Source organism: Chryseobacterium sp. GVT01B (assembly GCF_019970045.1).
In the GTDB taxonomy this organism is placed as follows: Bacteria; Bacteroidota; Bacteroidia; order Flavobacteriales; family Weeksellaceae; genus Chryseobacterium.
Genome location: NZ_JAHXYI010000001.1, coordinates 631,452 through 653,266 on the forward strand (window position 1 = coordinate 631,452; position 21,815 = coordinate 653,266).

Genomic DNA, 21,815 nt, shown 5'->3' on the forward strand with positions numbered 1-21,815 from the left:
CGTGCCGAACTCCCTGAATTATTAATAGATGATAACTATAAGAAAATTTTTTAAAATAGTTTGGAAGTATTAATATTGCGTTGAAAGAATCGACAGCGGAAATTTTATACATATGTTTTTTGACAACCTTATCAATATATCTGAAAATAAAAGAATATCACTGGTTAAATATTTCAGTATTGGAATTGTATTGATTTATATTGGTGTTTTTATAGCATTATATCTTAAAGCAGAAGAACCGTTTTCAGTCTGGACTATTTCTGACTGGCTGATAAATTACACGGATGGCGGTTTTAAAAGAAGAGGTCTTTTGGGGGATGTGTTTTTTTATATACAGGATGTAACGGGAGTGAAGTTACAGTTTCAAATCCTGATTTTTCAGATCATTGGTCTTTCAGGAATTGTGTATGGGACGTTTCTATACATAAAGAAATATAAAGTTGATCTTTTTTATCTGTGTATTATGGCCTCTCCTTATATTCTGCTATTTCCTGCACTAACTGTCAGAAATGCCGGCAGAAGAGAAATAATATTGATTCTTATAATGCTTTGGTATTCTTTTGCAAAAAAATCGAAGCTTAATGATGCTTTATTGTGTTTTTTTTATATCACTTTTCTCTTCATCCATGAGGCGGGATTTTTTTTCTTACCCTTTTTAATATGGATTAATTATTCGAAGTGGCAGAAAATTAACCTTAAATATATGCTGTCTATAACAATAGCTGCTTTTGCAGGTATTGGTATTATATATTTTTTTGGCGGAAATGTTAACGAAGGGGAAAGTCTATCTATTTTGAAAAGCAGGGGAGTCGTTTTTCAGAAAGAGAATATTTTCGATCTGGAATATTATTTTGATTTTAATTATGTCCTTCAGTATAAATTATCATTTCTGGTTCATGCTATAGAATTCCTCATCATGATATTTCAAATGGGTTTTTATGTTTACCTGTTTAAAAGAAGATCATTCTATACCTATGTTTTCTGTAATATAATCTGCCTTCTTTGGGCTGCCCCTTTATACTATCTTGGTATTGATTGGATGAGATGGAATTATATTTACTCTACATTATTATTTATTGTCTTTACATTCCAGTTAAATACGAATGATTCTGAAGCGATATCATTTAATAATAACCCAATACAATATTCGTATCTTCTCTTTTCCTGTATCTTTTATATGTTGGTTCTCTTACATCTTCAGCATGATACCATGATTGAATGGATTCAAAACTATCTTATTCGGAGTTAAAAGTGAAATCGTCAGAATTATAAATTTCATAATTATTTAATACTCATTTTTTCATATGGGAAATTTCTGTTTTTCTGTTCCTTTTCCGCATGTTTATTATGCTTCTCTGATTATCATATAGAAACGTGTTCGATTTCGGATGTAAGTATTTGATTTTAATTTTTATATAAGTGTTTGCAGATTAAAAAAATATTACTATTTTTGCACCCTAAAATAAAAAGCAATTAAATGCCTACTATTCAACAATTAGTAAGAAAAGGAAGAGCCACGCTTGCCAAGAAGAGCAAATCGGCTGCCCTTGATTCTTGTCCACAAAGACGTGGTGTATGTACGAGAGTATATACAACTACACCTAAGAAACCTAACTCTGCACTTAGAAAAGTAGCAAGGGTAAGACTTTCTAACGGTAAAGAAGTGAATGCCTATATCCCGGGCGAAGGACATAATCTACAGGAGCACTCGATAGTATTGGTTAGAGGCGGAAGGGTGAAAGACCTACCGGGAGTACGTTACCACATCGTAAGAGGTGCATTAGACACAGCTGGTGTAAATGGAAGAACTCAGAGAAGATCTAAGTACGGAGCTAAGAGACCTAAACCAGGACAAGCAGCTGCTGCTCCTGCAAAAGGAAAGAAAAAATAATCATTAAATAAGGTACAAAAGCAATGAGAAAGACAAAAGCGAAAAAAAGACCGTTGTTACCAGATCCGAAATTTAATGATCAATTGGTAACGAGATTCGTAAACAACTTAATGCTTGACGGTAAGAAGTCAATCGCATTCAAAATTTTCTATGATGCATTAGAGATCGTAGAAACTAAAAAAGGAGATAACGAAAAAACTGCACTTGAAATCTGGAAAGATGCACTTACAAATGTAATGCCTCACGTAGAAGTACGTTCTAGAAGAGTAGGTGGAGCTAACTTCCAAATCCCTATGCCAATCAGAGCTGATAGAAAAATTTCTATGGCAATGAAATGGTTAATCAAGTATTCTAAAGCTAGAAATGATAAGTCTATGGCTTTGAAATTAGCTAACGAAGTTGTAGCTGCTTCAAGAGAAGAAGGTGCTGCTTTCAAAAAGAAATCTGATACTCACAAAATGGCGGAAGCTAACAAGGCTTTCTCACACTTCAAATTCTAATCTGAAATGGGAAGAGATCTTAAATTTACAAGAAATATTGGTATCGCTGCTCACATTGATGCAGGTAAGACTACCACTACAGAAAGGATTCTATTCTATACAGGGGTAAACCACAAAATTGGAGAAGTTCACGATGGTGCTTCTACAATGGACTGGATGGAGCAGGAAGCAGAAAGAGGTATTACTATTACTTCTGCAGCTACCACTTGTTCTTGGAACTTTCCAACAGATCAAGGAAAAGCTTTACCTGAAACTAAGCCTTACCACTTCAACATCATTGATACACCGGGACACGTTGACTTCACAGTAGAAGTAAACAGATCTTTAAGAGTATTGGATGGATTGGTATTCTTATTCTCTGCAGTAGATGGAGTAGAGCCTCAGTCTGAAACAAACTGGAGACTTGCTGACAACTACAAAGTTGCAAGAATGGGATTCGTAAACAAAATGGACAGACAAGGTGCTGACTTCCTTAACGTGGTAAACCAGGTTAAAGAAATGTTAGGATCTAACGCAGTTCCAATCGTTTTACCAATCGGTGCTGAAGAAGATTTCAAAGGTGTTGTTGACTTAATTAAAAACAGAGCTATCATCTGGGATGAAGCAGGACAAGGAGCTACTTTCGAAGTAGTGCCAATTCCTGAAGATATGAAAGATGAAGTTCTTGAATATAGAGAGAAACTAGTAGAAGCTGTTTCTGAATATGACGAAACTTTGATGGAGAAATTCTTCGAAGATCCGGATTCAATTACAGAAGAAGAAATCAATGCTGCATTGAGAGCTGCTACTATCGATTTATCTATTATCCCAATGACTTGTGGTTCTTCATTCAAGAATAAAGGAGTACAGTTTATGTTGGATGCAGTATGTAAATACTTGCCTTCTCCATTGGATAAAGATGATATTAAAGGTACAGATCCAAGAACTGACGCTGAAATCACAAGAAAACCATCTGTAGATGAGCCTTTCTCTGCATTAGCATTTAAGATTGCTACTGACCCGTTCGTGGGAAGACTAGCATTCTTCAGAGCATACTCTGGAAGACTAGATGCAGGTTCTTATATCTTGAACACTCGTTCAGGAGATAAAGAAAGAATCTCTAGAATCTATCAGATGCACGCTAACAAGCAAAACCCAGTAGAATATATTGAAGCTGGTGATATTGGTGCAGCGGTAGGATTCAAATCTATCAAGACAGGTGATACAATGTGTGACGAGAAAAACCCAATCGTTCTTGAATCGATGGTTTTCCCTGATCCGGTAATTGGTATCGCTGTTGAGCCTAAAACTAAAGCTGACCAGGATAAAATGGGTAACGCTTTAGCTAAATTGGCTGAAGAAGATCCTACGTTCACGGTTAGAACTGACGAAGCATCTGGACAAACGATTATCTCTGGTATGGGTGAGCTTCACTTAGATATCATCGTAGATCGTATGAAGAGAGAATTCAAAGTTGAAGTTAACCAAGGACAGCCTCAGGTAGAATACAAAGAAAACTTAACAAAAGTTGCTCAACACAGAGAAGTTTACAAAAAACAATCTGGTGGTAAAGGTAAATTTGCTGATATTGTATTTGAATTAGGACCTGCTGAAGAAGGTAAAATTGGTTTAGAATTCATCAATGAGATCAAAGGTGGTAACGTTCCTAGAGAATTTGTTCCTGCAATTGAAAAAGGCTTTAAAGCTGCAATGAAGAACGGTCCTTTGGCTGGTTTCGAAGTTGAAGGTATTAAAGTTGTTCTTAAAGACGGATCTTTCCACGCGGTGGATTCTGATGCTCTTTCATTTGAAATGGCTGCTAAATTAGGATTTAAAGAAGCGGGACGTGCTGCTAAGCCAGTAATTATGGAGCCAATTATGAAACTGGAAGTTGTAACTCCGGAAGAATATATGGGTAACATCATTGGTGACCTTAACAAAAGAAGAGGTACTATCAGTGGTCAGGAAGAGAAAAATGGTGCTGTTGTAATCAAGGGTTCTGTTCCACTTTCTGAAATGTTTGGATACGTAACTACTCTAAGAACACTTTCATCAGGAAGAGCTACTTCTTCTATGGAATTAGAGAAGTACCAGGCTACTCCACAAAACGTTGCTGAAGAAATCATAGCTAAAGCAAAAGGTTAATTTTTAAATTAAAGAAATGTCACAAAGAATCAGAATAAAACTAAAATCTTACGATTACAACTTGGTAGACAAGTCTGCTGAGAAAATCGTAAAAACGGTAAAGGCTACTGGTGCTGTTGTAAACGGTCCAATTCCATTGCCAACGAATAAGAGAATCTTCACAGTGTTGAGATCTCCGCACGTAAACAAAAAAGCAAGAGAGCAGTTCCAATTATCAGCTCACAAGAGACTAATGGATATCTACTCTTCTTCTTCTAAAACTGTTGATGCTCTAATGAAATTAGAACTTCCTTCAGGTGTAGACGTTGAAATTAAAGTGTGATAAATGCATACTTTGCAATGATTATACAAACCGTTCCTTTTTAAGGGACGGTTTTTTTATTACTCGAAAAGCAGATTTGATACATCATCAAATCTGCTTTTTTTTTGAATTGAACTTTCTCCAACCATAAAAACCCTTCACGGAATTACTCTTAATGATAGCGTACATCTGTTTAGGGATTGTAAAGAGTCCTCGGCAGGGATTAATGATCTGATATTATTACTTCTTTTTCAGGTGACATATGTCACTCTCGTCTATTTATTTAGAATGAATAAAAATAATAATTTTGCTAAAAATTATCAGATGAATAAAGTAGTATCCTTTTCTCTGCTGTTGTTAGGTGGGGTTTTTGTAAATGCACAGAAAGTTAATGATTCTATTAAAAAGTCGAAAGAAATTGACGAAGTAGAATTATTCGGTGAAAGAAAAAAACAACCACAAGGTTTGGAAGCAATCACAAGATTGCCTTTGAAAACCAGAGATCAGATTCAGAGTATTTCAGTAATCTCCCATAAAGTAATTGAGGATCTAGGAGGGTTAACAGTTACAGATGTAGCAAAGAATGTTCCCGGAGTAACTCAATTCGGTAGTTATGGAGGAACCAGAGAAAGCATGTCTATCAGAGGATATAGAGGGGTTCCGGTTTTAAAGAACGGGGTTCAGATGGATTCTGATTTCCGTACCGCAGGAATGCTTACTGATATGCAGGGAATAGAAAGTATTCAGATAATTAAAGGATCTGCTGCTGTTACACAGGGAATAGGTGACGGTTTAGGTTCTGCAGGTGGAGTGATTAATGTGGTCACTAAAGTTCCTAAATTTATCAATCAGACTAATGTTGGTTTCAGATACGGAAGCTGGGATTTCTATAGACCAACAGTTGACTTCCAGAGAGTATTGGATTCTCAGGGGAAAGTTGCTGTCAGACTAAATGCAGCTTACCAAAATAATAATAGCTTCAGAAGATTTATTAATACAGAACGTATTTACGTAAATCCATCCATTGCCATCCGTCCGGACGATAAAACTGAGATTGTTGTGGAAATGGATTATATGCATAACAATACTACACCAGACAGAGGTACTGTAAATCTTGCTAAAGGAGATACCGAGGCAATATACAGAATGCCGGGAAGAAAATTCCTTGGATTTTCTACAGATAAGGCAAAGACTGAAACATTCAACTTCTCGACAACTGTGACACGAAAGCTGACTGAGAAATTGAAATTAAGAGCTGCTTATATGAGCTCATCTTATCAGACTGAAATTGTAGGTGCGGCTCTGGCTCCTTTAAAGAGAGATAATCCGACAGAGTTCCGTAACAGAACATTGACGAGATCTGAAAGAGAGGATTTAAATAAAGTATTTCAATTCGATTTTATCGGAGCTGATGTAATGACAGGATTCATGAAACACACTTTTCAGGTAGGTTTTGACTGGAAAGAATCTGATGTTACAACTACTTCCTATAAGGCTAAAGACGTTGATCAGATTAATGTTCTGAATGAAATAAATAATATACTTCCTGTCGGAGTTAACATAGATTTATCAACGGCTAGTTCTATTAACACGGTAGCACCTACAATGGGTCTAATGGCACAGGATGTCATTACTTTTAATAAGTATATTAAAGCTCATTTGGGAGTTCGTTACAGTAGATTAATTGGTTCAGATAAAGAAAAAGACTACGCTTGGAACCCTTCATTGGGAATTATGATCTCACCGATTGAAAATATGAACATATTTGGTTCCTATACAAGTACTACAGCGCTTAGAAGTTCAAATAATGTATTATTCAGCGGAGGAACTGTAGGAGCATCTACTACAAAACAATGGGAGGCTGGAATTAAATCAGACTGGCTGAATGAAAGATTAAGATTTAATGTAACCCTCTTTGATATCAAGACAGATAATTTATCATATGAACTTCTTGATGGTGGAAATCCTACGGGAAAATACGCATTTGCGGGTAACTTAAAAAGACAAGGTGTTGAAGTTGAATTGATAGGTAAAATTCTTCCAAACCTGCAAGTGATGACAGGATGGGCCTATGTGGATGCACAGTATCAGGATAGTCCTTCATTTGTAAATGGTTCAGCGCCTATTAATACACCTAAGCATTCTGCCAATGCATGGCTGAATTATAAATTCGACACAGGGATGTTGACAGGTCTTGACATAGGAGCCGGAATCTATTTTGTTGGAGAAAGACCAGTGGATGACTATAAACAAATATATACCAATACAGAAAACGGTCATGTGAATGGAACTCAACCAGGTGAAAAGCCTTTCTTTATGCCACAATATACAACGGTAGATGCCCAGATAGGATATTCCTTCAAAAATGGACTGGGATTAAGGGGGTTCTTCAACAACATCTTTGATTCAGTAGGTTATAATTCTTATTTCAGGGGAGGATATATCGATCAGATACAGCCTAGAAACTTTGCTGTACAGGTAAACTATAAATTCTAATCAACAAAACCATTCATTATGAAAAGTATTAAAACAATATTCTTCGCATTGGCACTTGGTGCAGCGGCTGTCTCGTGCTCCGGAGACAAAAAGAAAGGAATAGATTACAACCAGTTTAAAACAGAAGTGAAACTTACTGCTGAACAGGAGAAAAACTTTAATGAAATTACTGCAAAATATCAGCAGCTTCAGGAACAGAACTTCCAGGCAGCAAAAGCTCAGGGTGGTAATATGGACCGCGTAGCTTTAGGAATTAAAAATGAAGAACTGAGAGCACAGCAGTCTATCGAAATGGCTACAGTTTTAGACGGTCCACAGATGGAGAAGTTCAATAAGTTTGTAGACGAAAATTCCAGAAAAAGACCAAGATATGACAATGCATTACTAGAAAGAATCAAGACAGAAGCACAGCTTTCCGAGGATGAGTTCAAAGTAGTAAATGCAGCTAATGATGCCTTTGAAAAAGCATTCAATGATGCACACGATGTATATCACGGAAACAACGATCTGGCCAAAGAATACTGGGAGAAATTTGATACCCAGAGAAAAGCTGCTATTCAGAAAGCACTAAGTCCTGAACACTATACGAAATTTGAAGTAATCGTAAAAGATGTTCAGTTTAAAGGAAGAAAATAAACGACATTGATACCAGTAAGGGCTGGAAGCAGGAAGCGGGAGAAGGATATGATATTGGGCTAAAAGTTCTTACTACTTTTAAGTAAACATATTCAATTTGGTGAATGTAGATTAAAGTTCAGTGGTAATCTTTTAGACTAAGATAATTCCATTAAAAGCTTCATGCTTCCTTACCCGAATTTGTATTAACTTTTTTTAATTTATTCATATCAATTTTAATTTAAAACATTAAGACAGTACTACTGTCTTAATGTTTTTGCTGTTAAACAATGAGACTATTATTCAAAAGCCTTTACAGAAAAAGAAGAAAAAACGAATCGGTTACAAAATACCTGATGTGGATTACTCATCTCTGGTTGGGACTTGTATCAAGTGTCATTGTTTTTATCATGTGTCTTACCGGTTGTTTGTATGCATTCAAAAATCAGATTATTGATTTCAGCAACAGAGATAAAGTATACATAAGCCCAGGCTCAGTAAAAGCGATAAATCCTGATCTGATCCAGGCAGAATTATTAAAGCACAATAAAGAGCTTACCTCTTTGATGATTCCCGATAATAAAGGGAAAAGTTATGTGATTGGTTACCGTGAGAATAATCTGGATAAAAGTACCTACTATAACCAATATACAGGAGAAATTCTCGGACAGCCGGATGTTGGCTCGGGGAGATTCTTTGAAACTGTTCTGGATCTTCATAGAAACCTGATGATGGGAAATGCAGGAAGGCAGATTGTTGGAGCTTCAGTTCTTATGTTTTGTATTCTGTTGATTTCTGGATTTATTCTCTGGCTCCCGAAGAAACTGAAATTTTTGAAACAGGGCCTCACTGTTATGTTCAAAGCAAAATTTCAAAGGGTCAATTATGATCTGCATAATACACTGGGATTTTATACTTTTCTGATGCTCTTCTTTATTGCCGTTACAGGATTGTATGTGACCTACCCATGGGTGAAGAATGCTCTTATTATAAGTCTGGGAGGATCGTCAATAGATAACATTTCAAAAGAAAAAGATAATGGAGATGATGCCTTCGTAGGACTTCTGGAAGATATGCTTCAGAAACAGGACGAAAAGAAAAATCTGAAAGATGTTACTTCTGCTTCAGTGGATCAAATTGTAAAGCTGGCAGATCACCACCTTGCTTACACTGCTGTTACTAGTATAGAACTTCCCAATAAAGAAAATCCGAGGTATGTTGTTATCAAAACCAACAGGCAAAACTGCCTTGGAATGATGTTCCCGGATGAAGTGACATTTGACAAAACCGGAGTTTTCAAAACAAAAGAACTGTTTTCAGACAAACCTTTGAACAAACAGTTTACTGCTTTGGCAAAACCCTTACACACAGGAGAGATCATGGGGCTGCCCAGTATTATTCTCTATTTTGTAGTTTCTCTTATCGGCTGTTCATTGCCGGTGACAGGGTTTGTGATCTGGTGGCATAGATTCAGAAAAATGAAATAGAAACAACCCAAAGTATTTAGATACCTCATATTCTAAACCCTTTCATGATTTCAGATTAATTTTTATACATTTATTATATATAAAAAAAGAAGCTATGAGTCATAAAGGTCATCATATTTTTGAACAATTTTCAAATTGGGCTGTGAAGTTTACCGGAAGTCCCATTGCTTTTATCGGAGCTTTCCTGATCGTGGTAATATGGGCAGTTACAGGTCCTTTTTTTGACTATTCAGAAACATGGCAGCTTGTTATCAATACCGGAACTACAATTATTACTTTTTTGATGGTATTCCTTATTCAGAAAGCTCAGAATAAAGATTCAAAAGCAATACAGATCAAACTGAACGAAATTATTGCCGCCCACGAAAAAGCCAGCAACCGAATTGTAGATATTGAAGATCTTACAGAAGCAGAGCTTGACCAGCTTCATCTTTATTACGAAAGACTAGCTCAGCTTGCTAAAAAAGATGCGGATATTCATACTTCCCATTCCATTGACGCCGCACAGAGAAATCAGGATTACAAATACGAATTCTTCAAAAGAAAACATGAAGAATGGATGCAGAAGAAGGAACAAAAAAATAAATAGGGTTTTGGTTTAAAAAATTCTTTAAAATTTAATTATTGCAATATTTTTTTAACATTATATTGTTGTAATTTATGTTTTTGCTGTTGTATTTAATTTTATGTTTGTTTTTTAGTGTTTTTTTTGTCAAATATATAAATTTGTTAAAAAATATTAAATGAAAACAAAATTATTTTGTTTGCCGGTATTATTTTTAGCAATATCAGCAAATGCACAATGGAGCAGAGGGCTGCCAGAACAAAAAATCATTAAGAAAAGTGATCATTCAGTTTATTATAAACTCGATATAGATCAGATAAGAACTCAACTTCTTAGAGCTCCTAAAATAGGTGAGGGTGCTCCCATTACGATCAGTATTCCTACTCTTGAAGGAAAAATTGAGAAGTTTACAGTAAACAGTTTTCCGGTGATGGATGAGACTCTGGCTAATAAATATCAGTTAGGGTCGTATATAGGAATCGGCACTGATGATCCTTCCAAATATATCAGATTTAGTGTCGCTCCCAATGATTTCCAATCTATGATTATTGGTGCTGATGGTAAATATGAATTTATAGAACCGGCAACTGCTGACAAATCTTATTATTCTGTGCACGGAAAAACCAATAAGAGTGGACATGCATTTGTATGTAACACGAAAGAGGATAAAGAAGCTGTTGCTAGGATACAGAAGCTGATGAATTCCGGAGTTGCAGCAAAATCAGGTAATAAAACTTTTCATACCCTTAGACTGGCAATGTCTGTAACAGGAGAATACACTACTTTCTTTGGAGGAGTAGCAGGTGCTCTTACACAGATTAATGCAACGCTGTCAAGAGTGAATGGAGTGTTTGAAAAAGAATTCAATGTACATGTCAACGCAATCAATGCTCCGGCACTTATATTTTCGGATGCTGCTAATGATCCTTACAGTACTTCCAATCTTATGTGTAAATGGAATAATGAATTGATGAATACATTACATGGAGGAGCGTATGGCGTTACAGATGCAGATTTTGATATCGGGCATTTGTTTGGTGCAACAGGCGGTGGTGGGAGTGCCGGCTGTATTGGGTGCATAGGAAGTAATGATATATCTACAAGTATAGATCCTAATTGTGCAAATTCACCATCTCCAGATAATTATAAGGGCAGCGGATATACCTCTCCGGGAATTAATTATTATGTTAGTGGTACATGGGACTCAAACAGTACAGCTCAATTACCACCAAGTGGAGATGCTTTTGATATTGATTTTGTAGCTCACGAGATGGGACACCAACTGGGAGATTCCCACACGTACAGTTTCTACGAAGGCTTTTTGAATCAGGAAGTTGAGCCCGGCTCAGGATCTACAATTATGGGGTATGCGGGAATTACCGGCCCAAATACAGATGTCCAAAAACATTCTGATGTTTATTTCCACAGCGTGAGTATTGATCAGGTGCAGACGAATCTTGTAACAGTAACTGCTGATGTAGAAACACCGATTGTTAATAATCCTCCTGTTGTAACAGCGATGAATACAGTATATACTATTCCAAAATCTACTGCGTTTGTATTGACAGCATCAGCCACAGATCCGGATGGAGATGCTTTGACGTATTGCTGGGAACAGGTGAATCCAAGTAAATTAGGTAATGGAGTAACCAAAAATAATATCGGAAATACAGCCACGGGAGCTAATTTCAGATCATGGGCGCCTACTATCAGCCCTACAAGATACTTCCCTAAACTGGCGACTGTTTTGGGAGGAGCTGTAAAAAATACTGCTGAATTTGAAGCAGCGAGTACAGTGGCAAGAACTACAGATTTCAGAGTAACGGTAAGAGATAACAAGCCTGGAGGACAGGCGCAAACTGCTCATGCAACACAAACTATTGTGGTAGGATCTGCAGCTGCATTTACTGTCAATACAACATCACTTAACCCTAATGTCAATTCTACGATTGCATGGACAGTTTCCGGAACTGCAGTATCTCCATACAATGCAGCCAATGTTAAGATTGATTATACAGAAGATGGTGGATTAACCTGGAATGATCTTGCAGCATCAGTTCCGAATAATGGCTCGGCCAGTGTCTTCATTCCTGCGTCATTGGCCGGTAAGACGATTCATTTAAGAGTGTCGGCTATTGGAAATGTATTTTATGCAGTGAAACAAGCTGTAGTATCCGGCACAATGGCTGTCTCTGAAGCAAAAAATGAGATAAAATCAGTTAAGATCTATCCAAATCCTGTAGAAGATGTGTTGAATGTTCTGAATGTTTCTTCAAATGCATCATATGAAATTTTCAATGCTCCGGGGCAGTTGATTTCAAAAGGAACTATTGGAGATGGTAAAATTAATGTCAGTGCTCTTGTAAAAGGAATCTACTTTATTACAATTAATAATAAAGACGAAAATAGCAAAACCAAGTTTGTTAAAAAATAGTTCAATAGAAGATAAAATAAAAAACCTCTGAGTCATCAGAGGTTTTTTTATGAATAATATTATCTCATAAAATAGCTGAAATAACTACAGCTTCCCATCAGGTTCTTCGTTGTTTCCGTATCAGAATACTGTGCTTTCAACTGAGCAAAATAGGTTCTGTATTTTTGATTTTTAAGATTGTCCATCTCCTTTTGGCGGGCATCTTCTTTCTCAGACCATTTCGGATCAGAATAATCAAAATCTTTTGGAGCCTTCGCTTCGTACTGATAATATTTACCTTGTTCAGCACTTGCCATCTGGAATAAGATTCTTGCTTTTTCTTCCTTATTGCTTGAAAGCTTAAGAGCTTTTTGATAATAATTGATTGATAGATCAAAGTTGTCAGGTTCAATATAAGAAGTGTCCAGGAAGTTCTTATAATAATACTTGTAAGGATTCTTTCTGTCAGTATTCCAGAAGTCATATTTACCTCCGTTACTGTTATCAATATCCATTACAAACAATTCACGGTAATATCCTAAAATAGAGGTATTGTACAATAGGTTTCCGATAAGCTGATTGGCTTTTGCGGCTTTTTCACCCGTTCCGTTTCCGATTTTTTTAAGCTGAATCAATACATCTGCTAACTCAAGCTTGTCCATGCTGGTTTTAATGAAAGGGAAATCAGCATAATTTTCAGCTTTCATACTTTCTGTATCCGCACTTCCGAAACTTTCCCAAACATTATGTCCAAATACAAGGTTTGAAATATTTTTGAATCCGTCGTATTCAGTAGGAGTGTATTGTTTGGTAGTAATGGTCTGGCCGTTCTTTTCGGTCCATTCGTAATTCTGTCTTGGGATACCGGCAAAGCTTTTGGCTTTCTCATAATAAGATTTCGCCTTTTCAAAATCAGCCAGTCTCATTGCTCTGTCTCCGTAAATGGTATTGAAGAATGCATCGATATTACCTACGCTATCCATGTTTTTAGCAATGATTTGCTGTTCAAACTGGGTTTTATCAGGCTTTCTGTAAAACTCTTCCACGCTCTTTACAAGGGTAGAATTCGGGTTGTACTGAAGATCCGAAAGCTTATTGTTCATCAGGAAGGATTTTCCGTCTTCACCCTGAAGGAAATAACGGTTTGCCATGACATCCTTAAGGAAATCGGCAGTAGACGGCACTTCACCATAATAATCAAAATTATCTGTAGTGGCTGTGTCTTTCTCTACCTTTTTCTCAACGAAATATTCAGCATAATCTTTCATCAGGTGATCTTCATAGGCAGCATCAATTCTTGGCTGGGAAACAATATCATTCAGAACTTTCATTCGTTTGATCTCTTCCAGATATTCAGGGTTTGTTGTTTTAATATCTTCAAGGATTTCTGTACTTCCTTTGTAATCTTTTTTCAGGAATTTCAGATAGGCATCTGCGATCTGCCAATATTCATCCTTAGACTTTTCTTTCGTTTTGTCTGTGAATTTCTGGAGGTCGTCAAGATAATCCTTCATCTTGTCATCATAGCCATAGCCGGAAGTAGTATAAAATGGAATCCGGTTTGGATTGTCCAGCAACTCATCATCGCTTTGATCCGTTTTCTTTCCATCAGCAGACTCTTTAGATTTTGAACCTCCGAACAGGTTTTTAAAGAACCTTACAATTTTTTGCCAGAAAGAAAGCTTTTCTTCCTTTACCTCAGTGGTGGTGGCTTTAGTATCCTTTGCAGCAGTATTGTTATCGGCTTTTCCTCTTTGTATATACGGACTATTGGCTGCGTCTGAAGTGTAATAATAAGTAGGCAGATAGCTTCTTTCCAGTTCATTAATGCTTCTTGCAGCCATTACCTTCAGGATTTCAGAATCAGGATTGATTTCATACATCTTTTCCATAGTTGGAATCGGATTGTTGAAGTCTTCATACCCTAAAAGGAAATAAGCCATATTCTTTTCTTCGTTCGTATTGGCTCTCTTCATGATATTGCTGAAAGATGCCGTGTCAGAAAGTTTCATAGAAACAAATGCTGATTCCTTGCGGTCTTTGCTGTTCATGAATACCTGAAAGAAATTCCAGTTGGCATCACTGTTCATTTCCAATCCTCTCTGTGCTCCGGCTAATTGGTCCAGAGACATGAAGTAAACAGTTCCTTTCAATTTGATCGGAGCAACATAGGTTTTGAATGCCTGCATTGCAGAATCATAGTTTCTGGTATAATGATTCAGACGTACAAGCTGATATCCGTAACGTTGCTTGATCTCAGGGTTTCTTGCTGCATTGTACAAAGAAGTTAAAGCAGCAATGGTTTTGTTATAATCAAGTGCTGTAGCATTTTTTCTGTTGGCATCTCTGTCGTAATAAAATGAATTTTCATTTTCAACATAATTAATGCTCATATAAGGTTCCAGATACTTGGCTTCAATCAGATAATCAAGACCTTCCTTATATTTTTGGTAGAACCCTGAACCCAGCTTTTGTAGAAGAGGATTTGTCGGACTTCCATTCTTTAAGGCATTCAGGTCGTTCATACTCATCTTATACACCAGATTCTGCGTCTCGGTATAGCTAAGCTGATTATTAAAGAATTTTTTCCATGTTTCAATATTGTCATCAGGAATCAATGCAGGATTGTATCCTCCATAAAATCTGCTCGAATAATTGTGCAAAAAAGGAAGATAAGCCTTATCCTTGATGATGGTTTGCGTAAAAAGGTTGAAGTAATCATAATCAGGATCTGACCATGCACAGGCGTCAGATTTTGTATAGAAAAGTGATACAACCGCAAGTGAAAGAATATACTTTTTCATAGGGTTCGTAGTGTTTTTTTAATTTTGTGTAATAGTTTATGGTTTGGTCTAGACAGGTATGCCTCTATCTCCGAGAGATTAAAATTTCCGATCTAACACAAATTTACTATCTAATTGATAATAAATAATATTAAAATGCGGGATTTTTTTCTCTAAAAATGAGATAACGTCCTGAAGCTGTTCTTCAGAAATTTCTTCTGCCTTTATTTTGAAGCCTTTGTTTAAATAACTTCCAAAATAGAATCCATCTTTCAACACCTGAATTTCGTGTTCGGATATCTTTTTGAAATTTGGGTTTTCAAGATCTCTTTTGGATAAAGCATTGATTAGTTTATGTTTGCCCAAATGATTGGTGACAATTCCCCAGGAATAAATAGGAAGGGCTACTTCAATTTTTTTGATAGGGTAGTCTTCCATTTTTGAAAGATAGCTTTTTAGGATGTTGATATCCAGAATGGAATTCTTGTCAGAATTTTCCAGTGGCGATGAAGTGGAGTAGCACATCAGATACACTTTTTCAACAGGAGGAATTCCGGTCTGCTTTTTATCTTTCACCTGGTGAAGACGAAGGGTACAGGTGATTTCCTTGCCGGAGATCTTTTTGAGCTCTTTCAGGAATTTAAAATAATCATTTCGTGTTCCCGCTGTCCAGTCACAGTCGATCTGAATTTCATTATTGGTTTTCAGATGATACTCTTCCGCCTTTTTCTGAATTAAAAGATGAACACTTTCCGCAAGGAATTTGATCTCTTCTGCAGAAATGCCCAACAAAGTCTGATTGGTGATAAAAACAGTGGGAACAATCTGTTTATTGGTCTGAAAACTTTTGTCTTTTGTAATAACAGCTACCGGCTGAAATTTTCCGTTCACTTTGTCTACATCAAAAAATCTCGTGTACAGGTAAGGAACGGTTGCCTGATCTAATGCTTTCTTTTCTTCGTGATCCAGCTTCAGATTGGTTTTCCAGTAATAGAATGTGTATGGATGATTTTCTTTCTTATTGCATGATACTACAAGAAAGAGAAGAAATACGAATAAAATTTTAAAATGTCTCATTGATACAAATCACTCTTGAAGCCACAATTCATTATAGCTATATGTTTTTCAAAAATAAAGATATTTAAGCAAAATATAAACCGTAAAATCCCGGTGATTAATTTGGCGGGATCGCTTTTTACAACAAAAAAGCCGCCCCGGATGGAGCGACTCTCTATATATACTGTTTTACTACTTGTAAAGTTCACTTTCGCACTTACAGGTTTCCTTATCAATGCTCTCTCTGGAAGAGCAGCATCCATCAAGATGTAGAATATTTCCCCTTTCATCGGTAAGGTAAATCTTGTCTTTGTCGAATTTCACCAAAAAAGTCTCCTCATATTCTTTGAAAGCTACTTTCATGACTTTATTAGGAGCATATTTTCCGGCATTGATTTCCTCTGTTGTTTCTTTTCCGTCTGCCTGATTCACCTGAACGTATCCAAAATGAACATCACCATTCGATTTTATATCCAGATAATAGTGGGGAGTACCGGTGCCGCTATATCCTTTCATGATATCAAAACTTCTGTGTCCGGTAAAAGGAACCTTTGCCTGCTGTGCCAACGTAAAAATACTGATAAACAGGATCATTAAACTGAAAATCTTTTTCATTACTCTTTTTTCCAAAATTAAAGATATTTAAACAAAATATTCTCCGTAAAAACCCGGTTATTGATGGGATTTTTACCCTACTTTAAATTCACATAATCCTTCTTCTTTTAGGAAGAGCATGTAACAAAAAACCACCCCAAAAGGAGTGGCTCTTCTATAATTTAGTTTCATTCAGATTAAAAAACGGTTGCAGCAAGCTGAATTCTTGCATACTTATTAGACGGATTCCACATCGCCATCATAGTTACAGGAAGGCTGTAGTGATCTGTGATCTTAACTACTTTTCCTGCTTTTACCCCTACATTTACAATGTCGAAGCTGTTTTTGCCATTACCATACAAAAAGGTTTTGTCGTTGAGAGCAAATCCGGCCCCTACAAAAGCATCCAGGTTTACTTTCTGTCCACTGATGACAGGATAGCTTGCCTGAACATACGTAGAATATCTGTTTTTCTTATAACTTCCGTCAGCTTCCAGAATGACTTCTCCTGCATTGGCTCCTCCATACAGCATAATGTCAGCTTCAATATTGATCGGGAATGAAGGTCCGAAAGTATAATTTGTTCTTAAATCAATAATATGAGCTGTTCTTCTCTGTGAATAGCTGAAGATATCATCAGCGGCTACTGCAGTATTGATATTTCTGGAGTTATAAAGATCCCATAATCCAATATAAAAACGTCCGTCAGAATACTGAACATAATAATTGATCTCCTTGTAGTGGGTATTATCCTTATCATCCGCTAATGCAGAAGCTCCCCAAATTCCTACTTTCCATTTCTTTTCCGCATCCAAAGCATAGGAAAGATTTCCCATCACAACAGGCTTGTCTGTAATAATAAGCCCTCTCCATAAGTGATTGTTCTGAATGTTGGCTGTAAAATCAAGCCTGCCTTCTTTGGTTTCCTTGGTTTCACCAGTTTCCTGTGAAAATAACCTTCCTGTGCCCAAGGCAAGAAGAAAGATTCCCTTTAAGATTTTTTTCATCATTTGTTTTATTTTAAAAATCCATATATAACTGCTGCGATTATAGCCCCTGTAATTGGGCCTATAACAGGAATCCAGGCATATCCCCAATCACTACTTCCTTTTACAGGCAAGATGGCATGCATGATTCTTGGGGCAAGATCTCTTGCGGGGTTAATTGCATATCCTGTTGTTCCTCCTAGCGATAAGCCAATTGCCCACACCACAAACGTAACAGGAATAGCCCCGATAGTACCTAATCCTACTTTAGCGGTTGGATCTGCCTGTAAAGAAATACTGGGTTCTGCGAAATAGAAAACACAGAATACCAATACAAATGTTCCGATAACTTCACTAATCAGGTTAGAGGATGTCTTTCTGATAGCCGGACCAGTACTGAAGCAGGCCAGTTTAGCTCCTTCATCTTCCGTGATGGCAAAATGATCTTTATGGAACAGCCACACCAAAAATGCACCCAACATTCCTCCAATCATTTGAGCTGCGATATAAGACGGAACGAGATCCCAGGAAAATTTTCCTGCAATGGCCAGTCCAATGGTTACAGCTGGATTCAGATGGGCACCACTTATTGGCCCTGCAACGGTTACTCCCACAAAAACGGCCAATGCCCATGCGGTAGTAATAACGATCCACCCGGAATTATTTCCTTTCGTATCTTTTAAGACAACATTGGCTACAACACCGTTGCCTAGCAATATTAGAAGCATCGTCCCGATAACTTCTGCGATAAATGGAGTCATATAAGTTTTTTTTTATGAGTGAGTTAATCTTCTATCCAGCTTTGAGCGCTTTTTACAGCTTTCTTCCAGAAGTGGGTCATTTTATCCACTTGTTCTCTGTCCAGTTGAGGATGGAAATCTTTGTCCACAATCCACTGTTCCTGAATTTCGTCTACATTTTTCCAGTATCCCACTGCAAGTCCTGCCAGATAGGCTGCACCAAGAGCTGTAGTTTCCAGTGTTTTGGGTCTTGTAATTTTAAATCCGAAAAGGTCAGACTGTATCTGCATCAAAAGATCGCTGGCAGATGCACCGCCATCTACTCTTAATTCAAGACTGGCTGTTCCAGAATCAGCTTCCATAGCTTTCACAATATCATATACCTGAAATGCAATTCCTTCCAGTGTGGCTCTTGCAATATGTGCATCAGTGGTACCTCTGGTAATTCCTACAATTGTTCCACGGGCATACTGATCCCAATAAGGAGCACCAAGACCCGTCAATGCAGGAACGAAATACACACCGCCATTATCTTCTACAGAAGCAGCTAATTCATTTACCTGTTCAGATGAATGAATAAGCTTAAGCCCATCTCTTAACCATTGAATGGCTGCGCCTCCTACAAATACACTTCCTTCAAGCGCATAGTTCACTTCTCCATTGATTTTCCAGGCTACAGTTGTAAGAAGATTGTTTTTGGAAGAAACTGCTTCTGTTCCTGTATTCATTAATAAGAAACATCCTGTCCCATAAGTATTTTTTACCATTCCCGGAGTGGTGCACATCTGACCAAATAATGCAGCCTGCTGGTCTCCTGCAATTCCTGCGATCGGAATTTTGGTAGAGAACAGAGTAGTGGCAGTTTCACCATATATCTCACTGCTTTGTTTTACTTCCGGGAGAATAGCTTTTGGAATGTCAAATAATTCTAATAAATCATTATCCCATTCTAAAGTATGAATATTCAGAAGCATTGTTCTGCTGGCATTGGAAACATCCGTGATAAACATTTTTCCGCGGGTAAGTTTCCACACAAGCCATGTGTCAACCGTTCCGAAACATAATTTCCCTTCTTCTGCTTTTTGTCTTGCTCCTTCCGTATTATCGAGAATCCATTTTAGCTTGGTTGCTGAGAAGTAAGCATCCAGAACAAGTCCTGTTTTTTCTTTGATTGTTTCTGTGTGCCCTTGTTCTTTCAGTTCGTCGCAGTATTTTGAAGTTCTGCGGTCCTGCCATACAATTGCGTTGTAAATAGGTTCACCGGTTTCTTTGTCCCAAACGATGGTAGTTTCACGTTGATTCGTAATACCAATAGCGGCAACTTCCAGTCCGGAAATACCTGCTTTCGCGATTACTTCTGCAGCTACGGAGATCTGTGAAGACCATATTTCATTAGGATCATGTTCTACCCATCCCGGAGTAGGGAAGATCTGTCTGAAATCTTTCTGAGATACATATTTTATTTCTCCACTATGATTGAAGAGAATCGCTCTGGAGGAAGTCGTCCCCTGGTCTAGAGCGAGGATAAGTTTTTCATTCATGTATATAGTGCTAATTTAGGTTGATAACTTTAGGTGAATAAGGAGTTAATAAATACCCTCTTGCTAATTCAATGAATTCATTTTCCTGCTGCTGAGCCCATTCTTCAGAATATCCTTTTTCCTCAGCAATGATTCTTGCTACGTTATGTGCGCTGTCTATAGCGGCTCTTGCATCAAGAAAAAGTAAACGTACCCTTCTTGCCAGGATATCCTCAATAGTTTCCGCCATTTCCGTTCTTACAGCCCAAACTATTTCTGCTACAGTAAAAGGATGCTCCGGATGAATTTTTTGAGCATAACGAGGGTTGCTTTCCTGCAGTGCTTTGATAGAAGGGATATCAGATCCGTAAACGTACAGGTGATTCGTTCTGTCTACCTGTTCTGGTTTTACATTTCCATGGATGGAAAGATGTTCGGTCTTAGATGGGCTATTTCCCAACCTGTGAACTTTCATAGCTTCGTCTACAGTATCTTCCGCCATTTTACGGTAGGTGGTCCATTTTCCTCCGATAATAGAAACCAATCCTGTTTCTGATGTAATCACTTTATGGCTTCTGGAAACTTCTTTTGTACTTTTGCTTCCGTCTTTAGGAGCGGCAAGAGGACGAAGCCCGGCGAAAACAGATTTTACGTCTTCACGGGTTGGTTTTTTAGCTAAATATTGTCTCGCAGTATTTAAAACAAAGTTGATTTCTTCTTCCAAAGCACGAGGTTCGAAACTTTCGTCCTTTAAAAGAGTATCTGTAGTTCCTACTAATGCTCTGTCATGCCATGGAACAACAAATAAAACCCTGCCGTCTGAAGTTTTTGGAATCATGATTGCATCATCACTTTTCAGGAAAGATTTATCTAATACAAGGTGAATTCCCTGGCTTGGTACTACAAGTTTACCATGCTTAGGATTGTTCATATTAAGAATGTCATTCGTAAAGACACCGGTTGCATTGATGACTACTTTACCATGAATCTGATATTGCTGTTTAGAAAACTGATCTTCTGCCACAACCCCGATTACTTTATCGGAATCATCTTTTAAAAGATTGATGACTTTTACATAATTCACAGCACTTCCACCTTTTTCAATGATAGTCTGGGTAAGATTAATCGCAAGTCTGGCATCGTCAAATTGTCCGTCCTGGTAAACAACACCACTCATCAGGTGATTTTGTTCAATAGTAGGAAGCTTTTCAACAGTTTTTGATTTGCTGATGTATTTTGTTTTTCCCAAACTTAATTTTCCGGCAAGGAAATCATAAACGGAGAGTCCTATTTTATAGTAGATTCCTCCCCACCATGTATAGTTCGGAATAATGAAAGACTGATTTTTCACGATATGTGCTGCATTTTTTGCCAGAAGTCCTCTTTCTTTCAATGCTTCTTTTACCAATCCGACATCTCCCTGGGCAAGATATCTAACTCCGCCGTGTACCAATTTGGTACTTCTGCTGGATGTTGCTTTTGCAAAATCATGAGATTCAATCAATAAAGTTTTGAATCCTCTGCTTACTGCGTCTAATGCTGAACCTAAACCACTGGCTCCTCCTCCTATGACAATAAAGTCCCATTCTTTTACATTGGTTAACTTACTGAGTTCTTCGTTTCGTTTCATAAATGTTTCGTTTATGTTTCGTTTTCAAATATATAAATTAAAAATGAAAGCAAAAAGAAAATAAATGAAATTTTAAGAAGTGAAAAAAAAACGGTATTTTTGATGAAACGAATA

At 37.2% G+C, this 21,815-nt stretch carries 17 protein-coding genes; 10 read left to right on the plus strand and 7 right to left on the minus strand.

The genetic code is table 11. From position 1 onward, the window contains the following. The first annotated feature begins 112 nt into the window (after nt 1-112). The 10 genes from LC457_RS02850 (at nt 113) to LC457_RS02895 (ending at nt 12,413) form a co-directional block, all read left to right on the plus strand. Nucleotides 113-1,249, plus strand: coding sequence for a hypothetical protein (locus LC457_RS02850; RefSeq protein WP_223598530.1), 1,137 nt, complete (start codon nt 113-115; stop codon nt 1,247-1,249). A gap of 228 nt (nt 1,250-1,477) precedes the next feature. Next, nucleotides 1,478-1,891: a 30S ribosomal protein S12 gene (gene rpsL, locus LC457_RS02855; protein ID WP_002983146.1), complete on the plus strand. Its 414-nt coding sequence runs from the start codon at nt 1,478-1,480 to the stop codon at nt 1,889-1,891. A gap of 23 nt (nt 1,892-1,914) precedes the next feature. Further along, nucleotides 1,915-2,391, plus strand: coding sequence for a 30S ribosomal protein S7 (rpsG, locus tag LC457_RS02860; RefSeq protein WP_034694654.1), 477 nt, complete (start codon nt 1,915-1,917; stop codon nt 2,389-2,391). 6 nt (nt 2,392-2,397) lie between these two features. Then, a complete protein-coding gene (fusA, locus tag LC457_RS02865) occupies nt 2,398-4,515 on the plus strand; it encodes an elongation factor G (protein ID WP_047376558.1) in 2,118 nt (705 codons plus the stop codon). Nucleotides 4,516-4,531: 16 nt separating this feature from the next. Further along, nucleotides 4,532-4,837 carry a 30S ribosomal protein S10 gene (rpsJ, locus tag LC457_RS02870; protein WP_002661363.1) on the plus strand — a complete coding sequence of 102 codons (306 nt, stop codon included), beginning with the start codon at nt 4,532-4,534 and terminating at the stop codon, nt 4,835-4,837. 303 nt (nt 4,838-5,140) lie between these two features. Next, nucleotides 5,141-7,312, plus strand: coding sequence for a TonB-dependent siderophore receptor (locus tag LC457_RS02875; protein ID WP_223598531.1), 2,172 nt, complete (start codon nt 5,141-5,143; stop codon nt 7,310-7,312). 18 nt (nt 7,313-7,330) lie between these two features. Next, a complete protein-coding gene (locus LC457_RS02880) occupies nt 7,331-7,948 on the plus strand; it encodes a hypothetical protein (protein ID WP_223598532.1) in 618 nt (205 codons plus the stop codon). Nucleotides 7,949-8,217: 269 nt separating this feature from the next. After that, entirely contained in the window at nt 8,218-9,414 is a 1,197-nt protein-coding gene (locus LC457_RS02885; RefSeq protein WP_223598533.1) for a PepSY domain-containing protein, read from the plus strand. 94 nt (nt 9,415-9,508) lie between these two features. Beyond that, a complete protein-coding gene (locus LC457_RS02890; RefSeq protein WP_223598534.1) occupies nt 9,509-10,003 on the plus strand; it encodes a low affinity iron permease family protein in 495 nt (164 codons plus the stop codon). A 154-nt stretch (nt 10,004-10,157) separates the two neighbouring features. Further along, on the plus strand, nt 10,158-12,413 hold the full coding sequence (locus tag LC457_RS02895) for a zinc-dependent metalloprotease (RefSeq protein WP_223598535.1): 2,256 nt from the start codon (nt 10,158-10,160) through the stop codon (nt 12,411-12,413). 59 nt (nt 12,414-12,472) lie between these two features. Here the strand turns inward: LC457_RS02895 and LC457_RS02900 are convergent, their stop codons facing one another. From LC457_RS02900 to LC457_RS02930, 7 genes are all read right to left on the minus strand, one after another. After that, nucleotides 12,473-15,196 (minus strand): hypothetical protein, encoded by a 2,724-nt coding sequence (locus LC457_RS02900; protein WP_223598536.1) that lies wholly within the window; start codon nt 15,194-15,196, stop codon nt 12,473-12,475. Between the two features lie 78 nt (nt 15,197-15,274). Next, a complete protein-coding gene (locus LC457_RS02905; protein WP_223598537.1) occupies nt 15,275-16,252 on the minus strand; it encodes a hypothetical protein in 978 nt (325 codons plus the stop codon). 171 nt (nt 16,253-16,423) lie between these two features. Then, nucleotides 16,424-16,846 carry a hypothetical protein gene (locus tag LC457_RS02910; protein ID WP_223598538.1) on the minus strand — a complete coding sequence of 141 codons (423 nt, stop codon included), beginning with the start codon at nt 16,844-16,846 and terminating at the stop codon, nt 16,424-16,426. Between the two features lie 176 nt (nt 16,847-17,022). Continuing rightward, on the minus strand, nt 17,023-17,835 hold the full coding sequence (locus LC457_RS02915) for a hypothetical protein (protein ID WP_374200530.1): 813 nt from the start codon (nt 17,833-17,835) through the stop codon (nt 17,023-17,025). Nucleotides 17,836-17,840: 5 nt separating this feature from the next. Further along, nucleotides 17,841-18,572: an MIP/aquaporin family protein gene (locus LC457_RS02920; RefSeq protein ID WP_223598539.1), complete on the minus strand. Its 732-nt coding sequence runs from the start codon at nt 18,570-18,572 to the stop codon at nt 17,841-17,843. A 23-nt stretch (nt 18,573-18,595) separates the two neighbouring features. Beyond that, on the minus strand, nt 18,596-20,092 hold the full coding sequence (glpK, locus tag LC457_RS02925; protein WP_223598540.1) for a glycerol kinase GlpK: 1,497 nt from the start codon (nt 20,090-20,092) through the stop codon (nt 18,596-18,598). A 10-nt stretch (nt 20,093-20,102) separates the two neighbouring features. Further along, entirely contained in the window at nt 20,103-21,701 is a 1,599-nt protein-coding gene (locus LC457_RS02930) for a glycerol-3-phosphate dehydrogenase/oxidase (RefSeq protein ID WP_223598541.1), read from the minus strand. Nucleotides 21,702-21,815 lie beyond the last annotated feature (114 nt).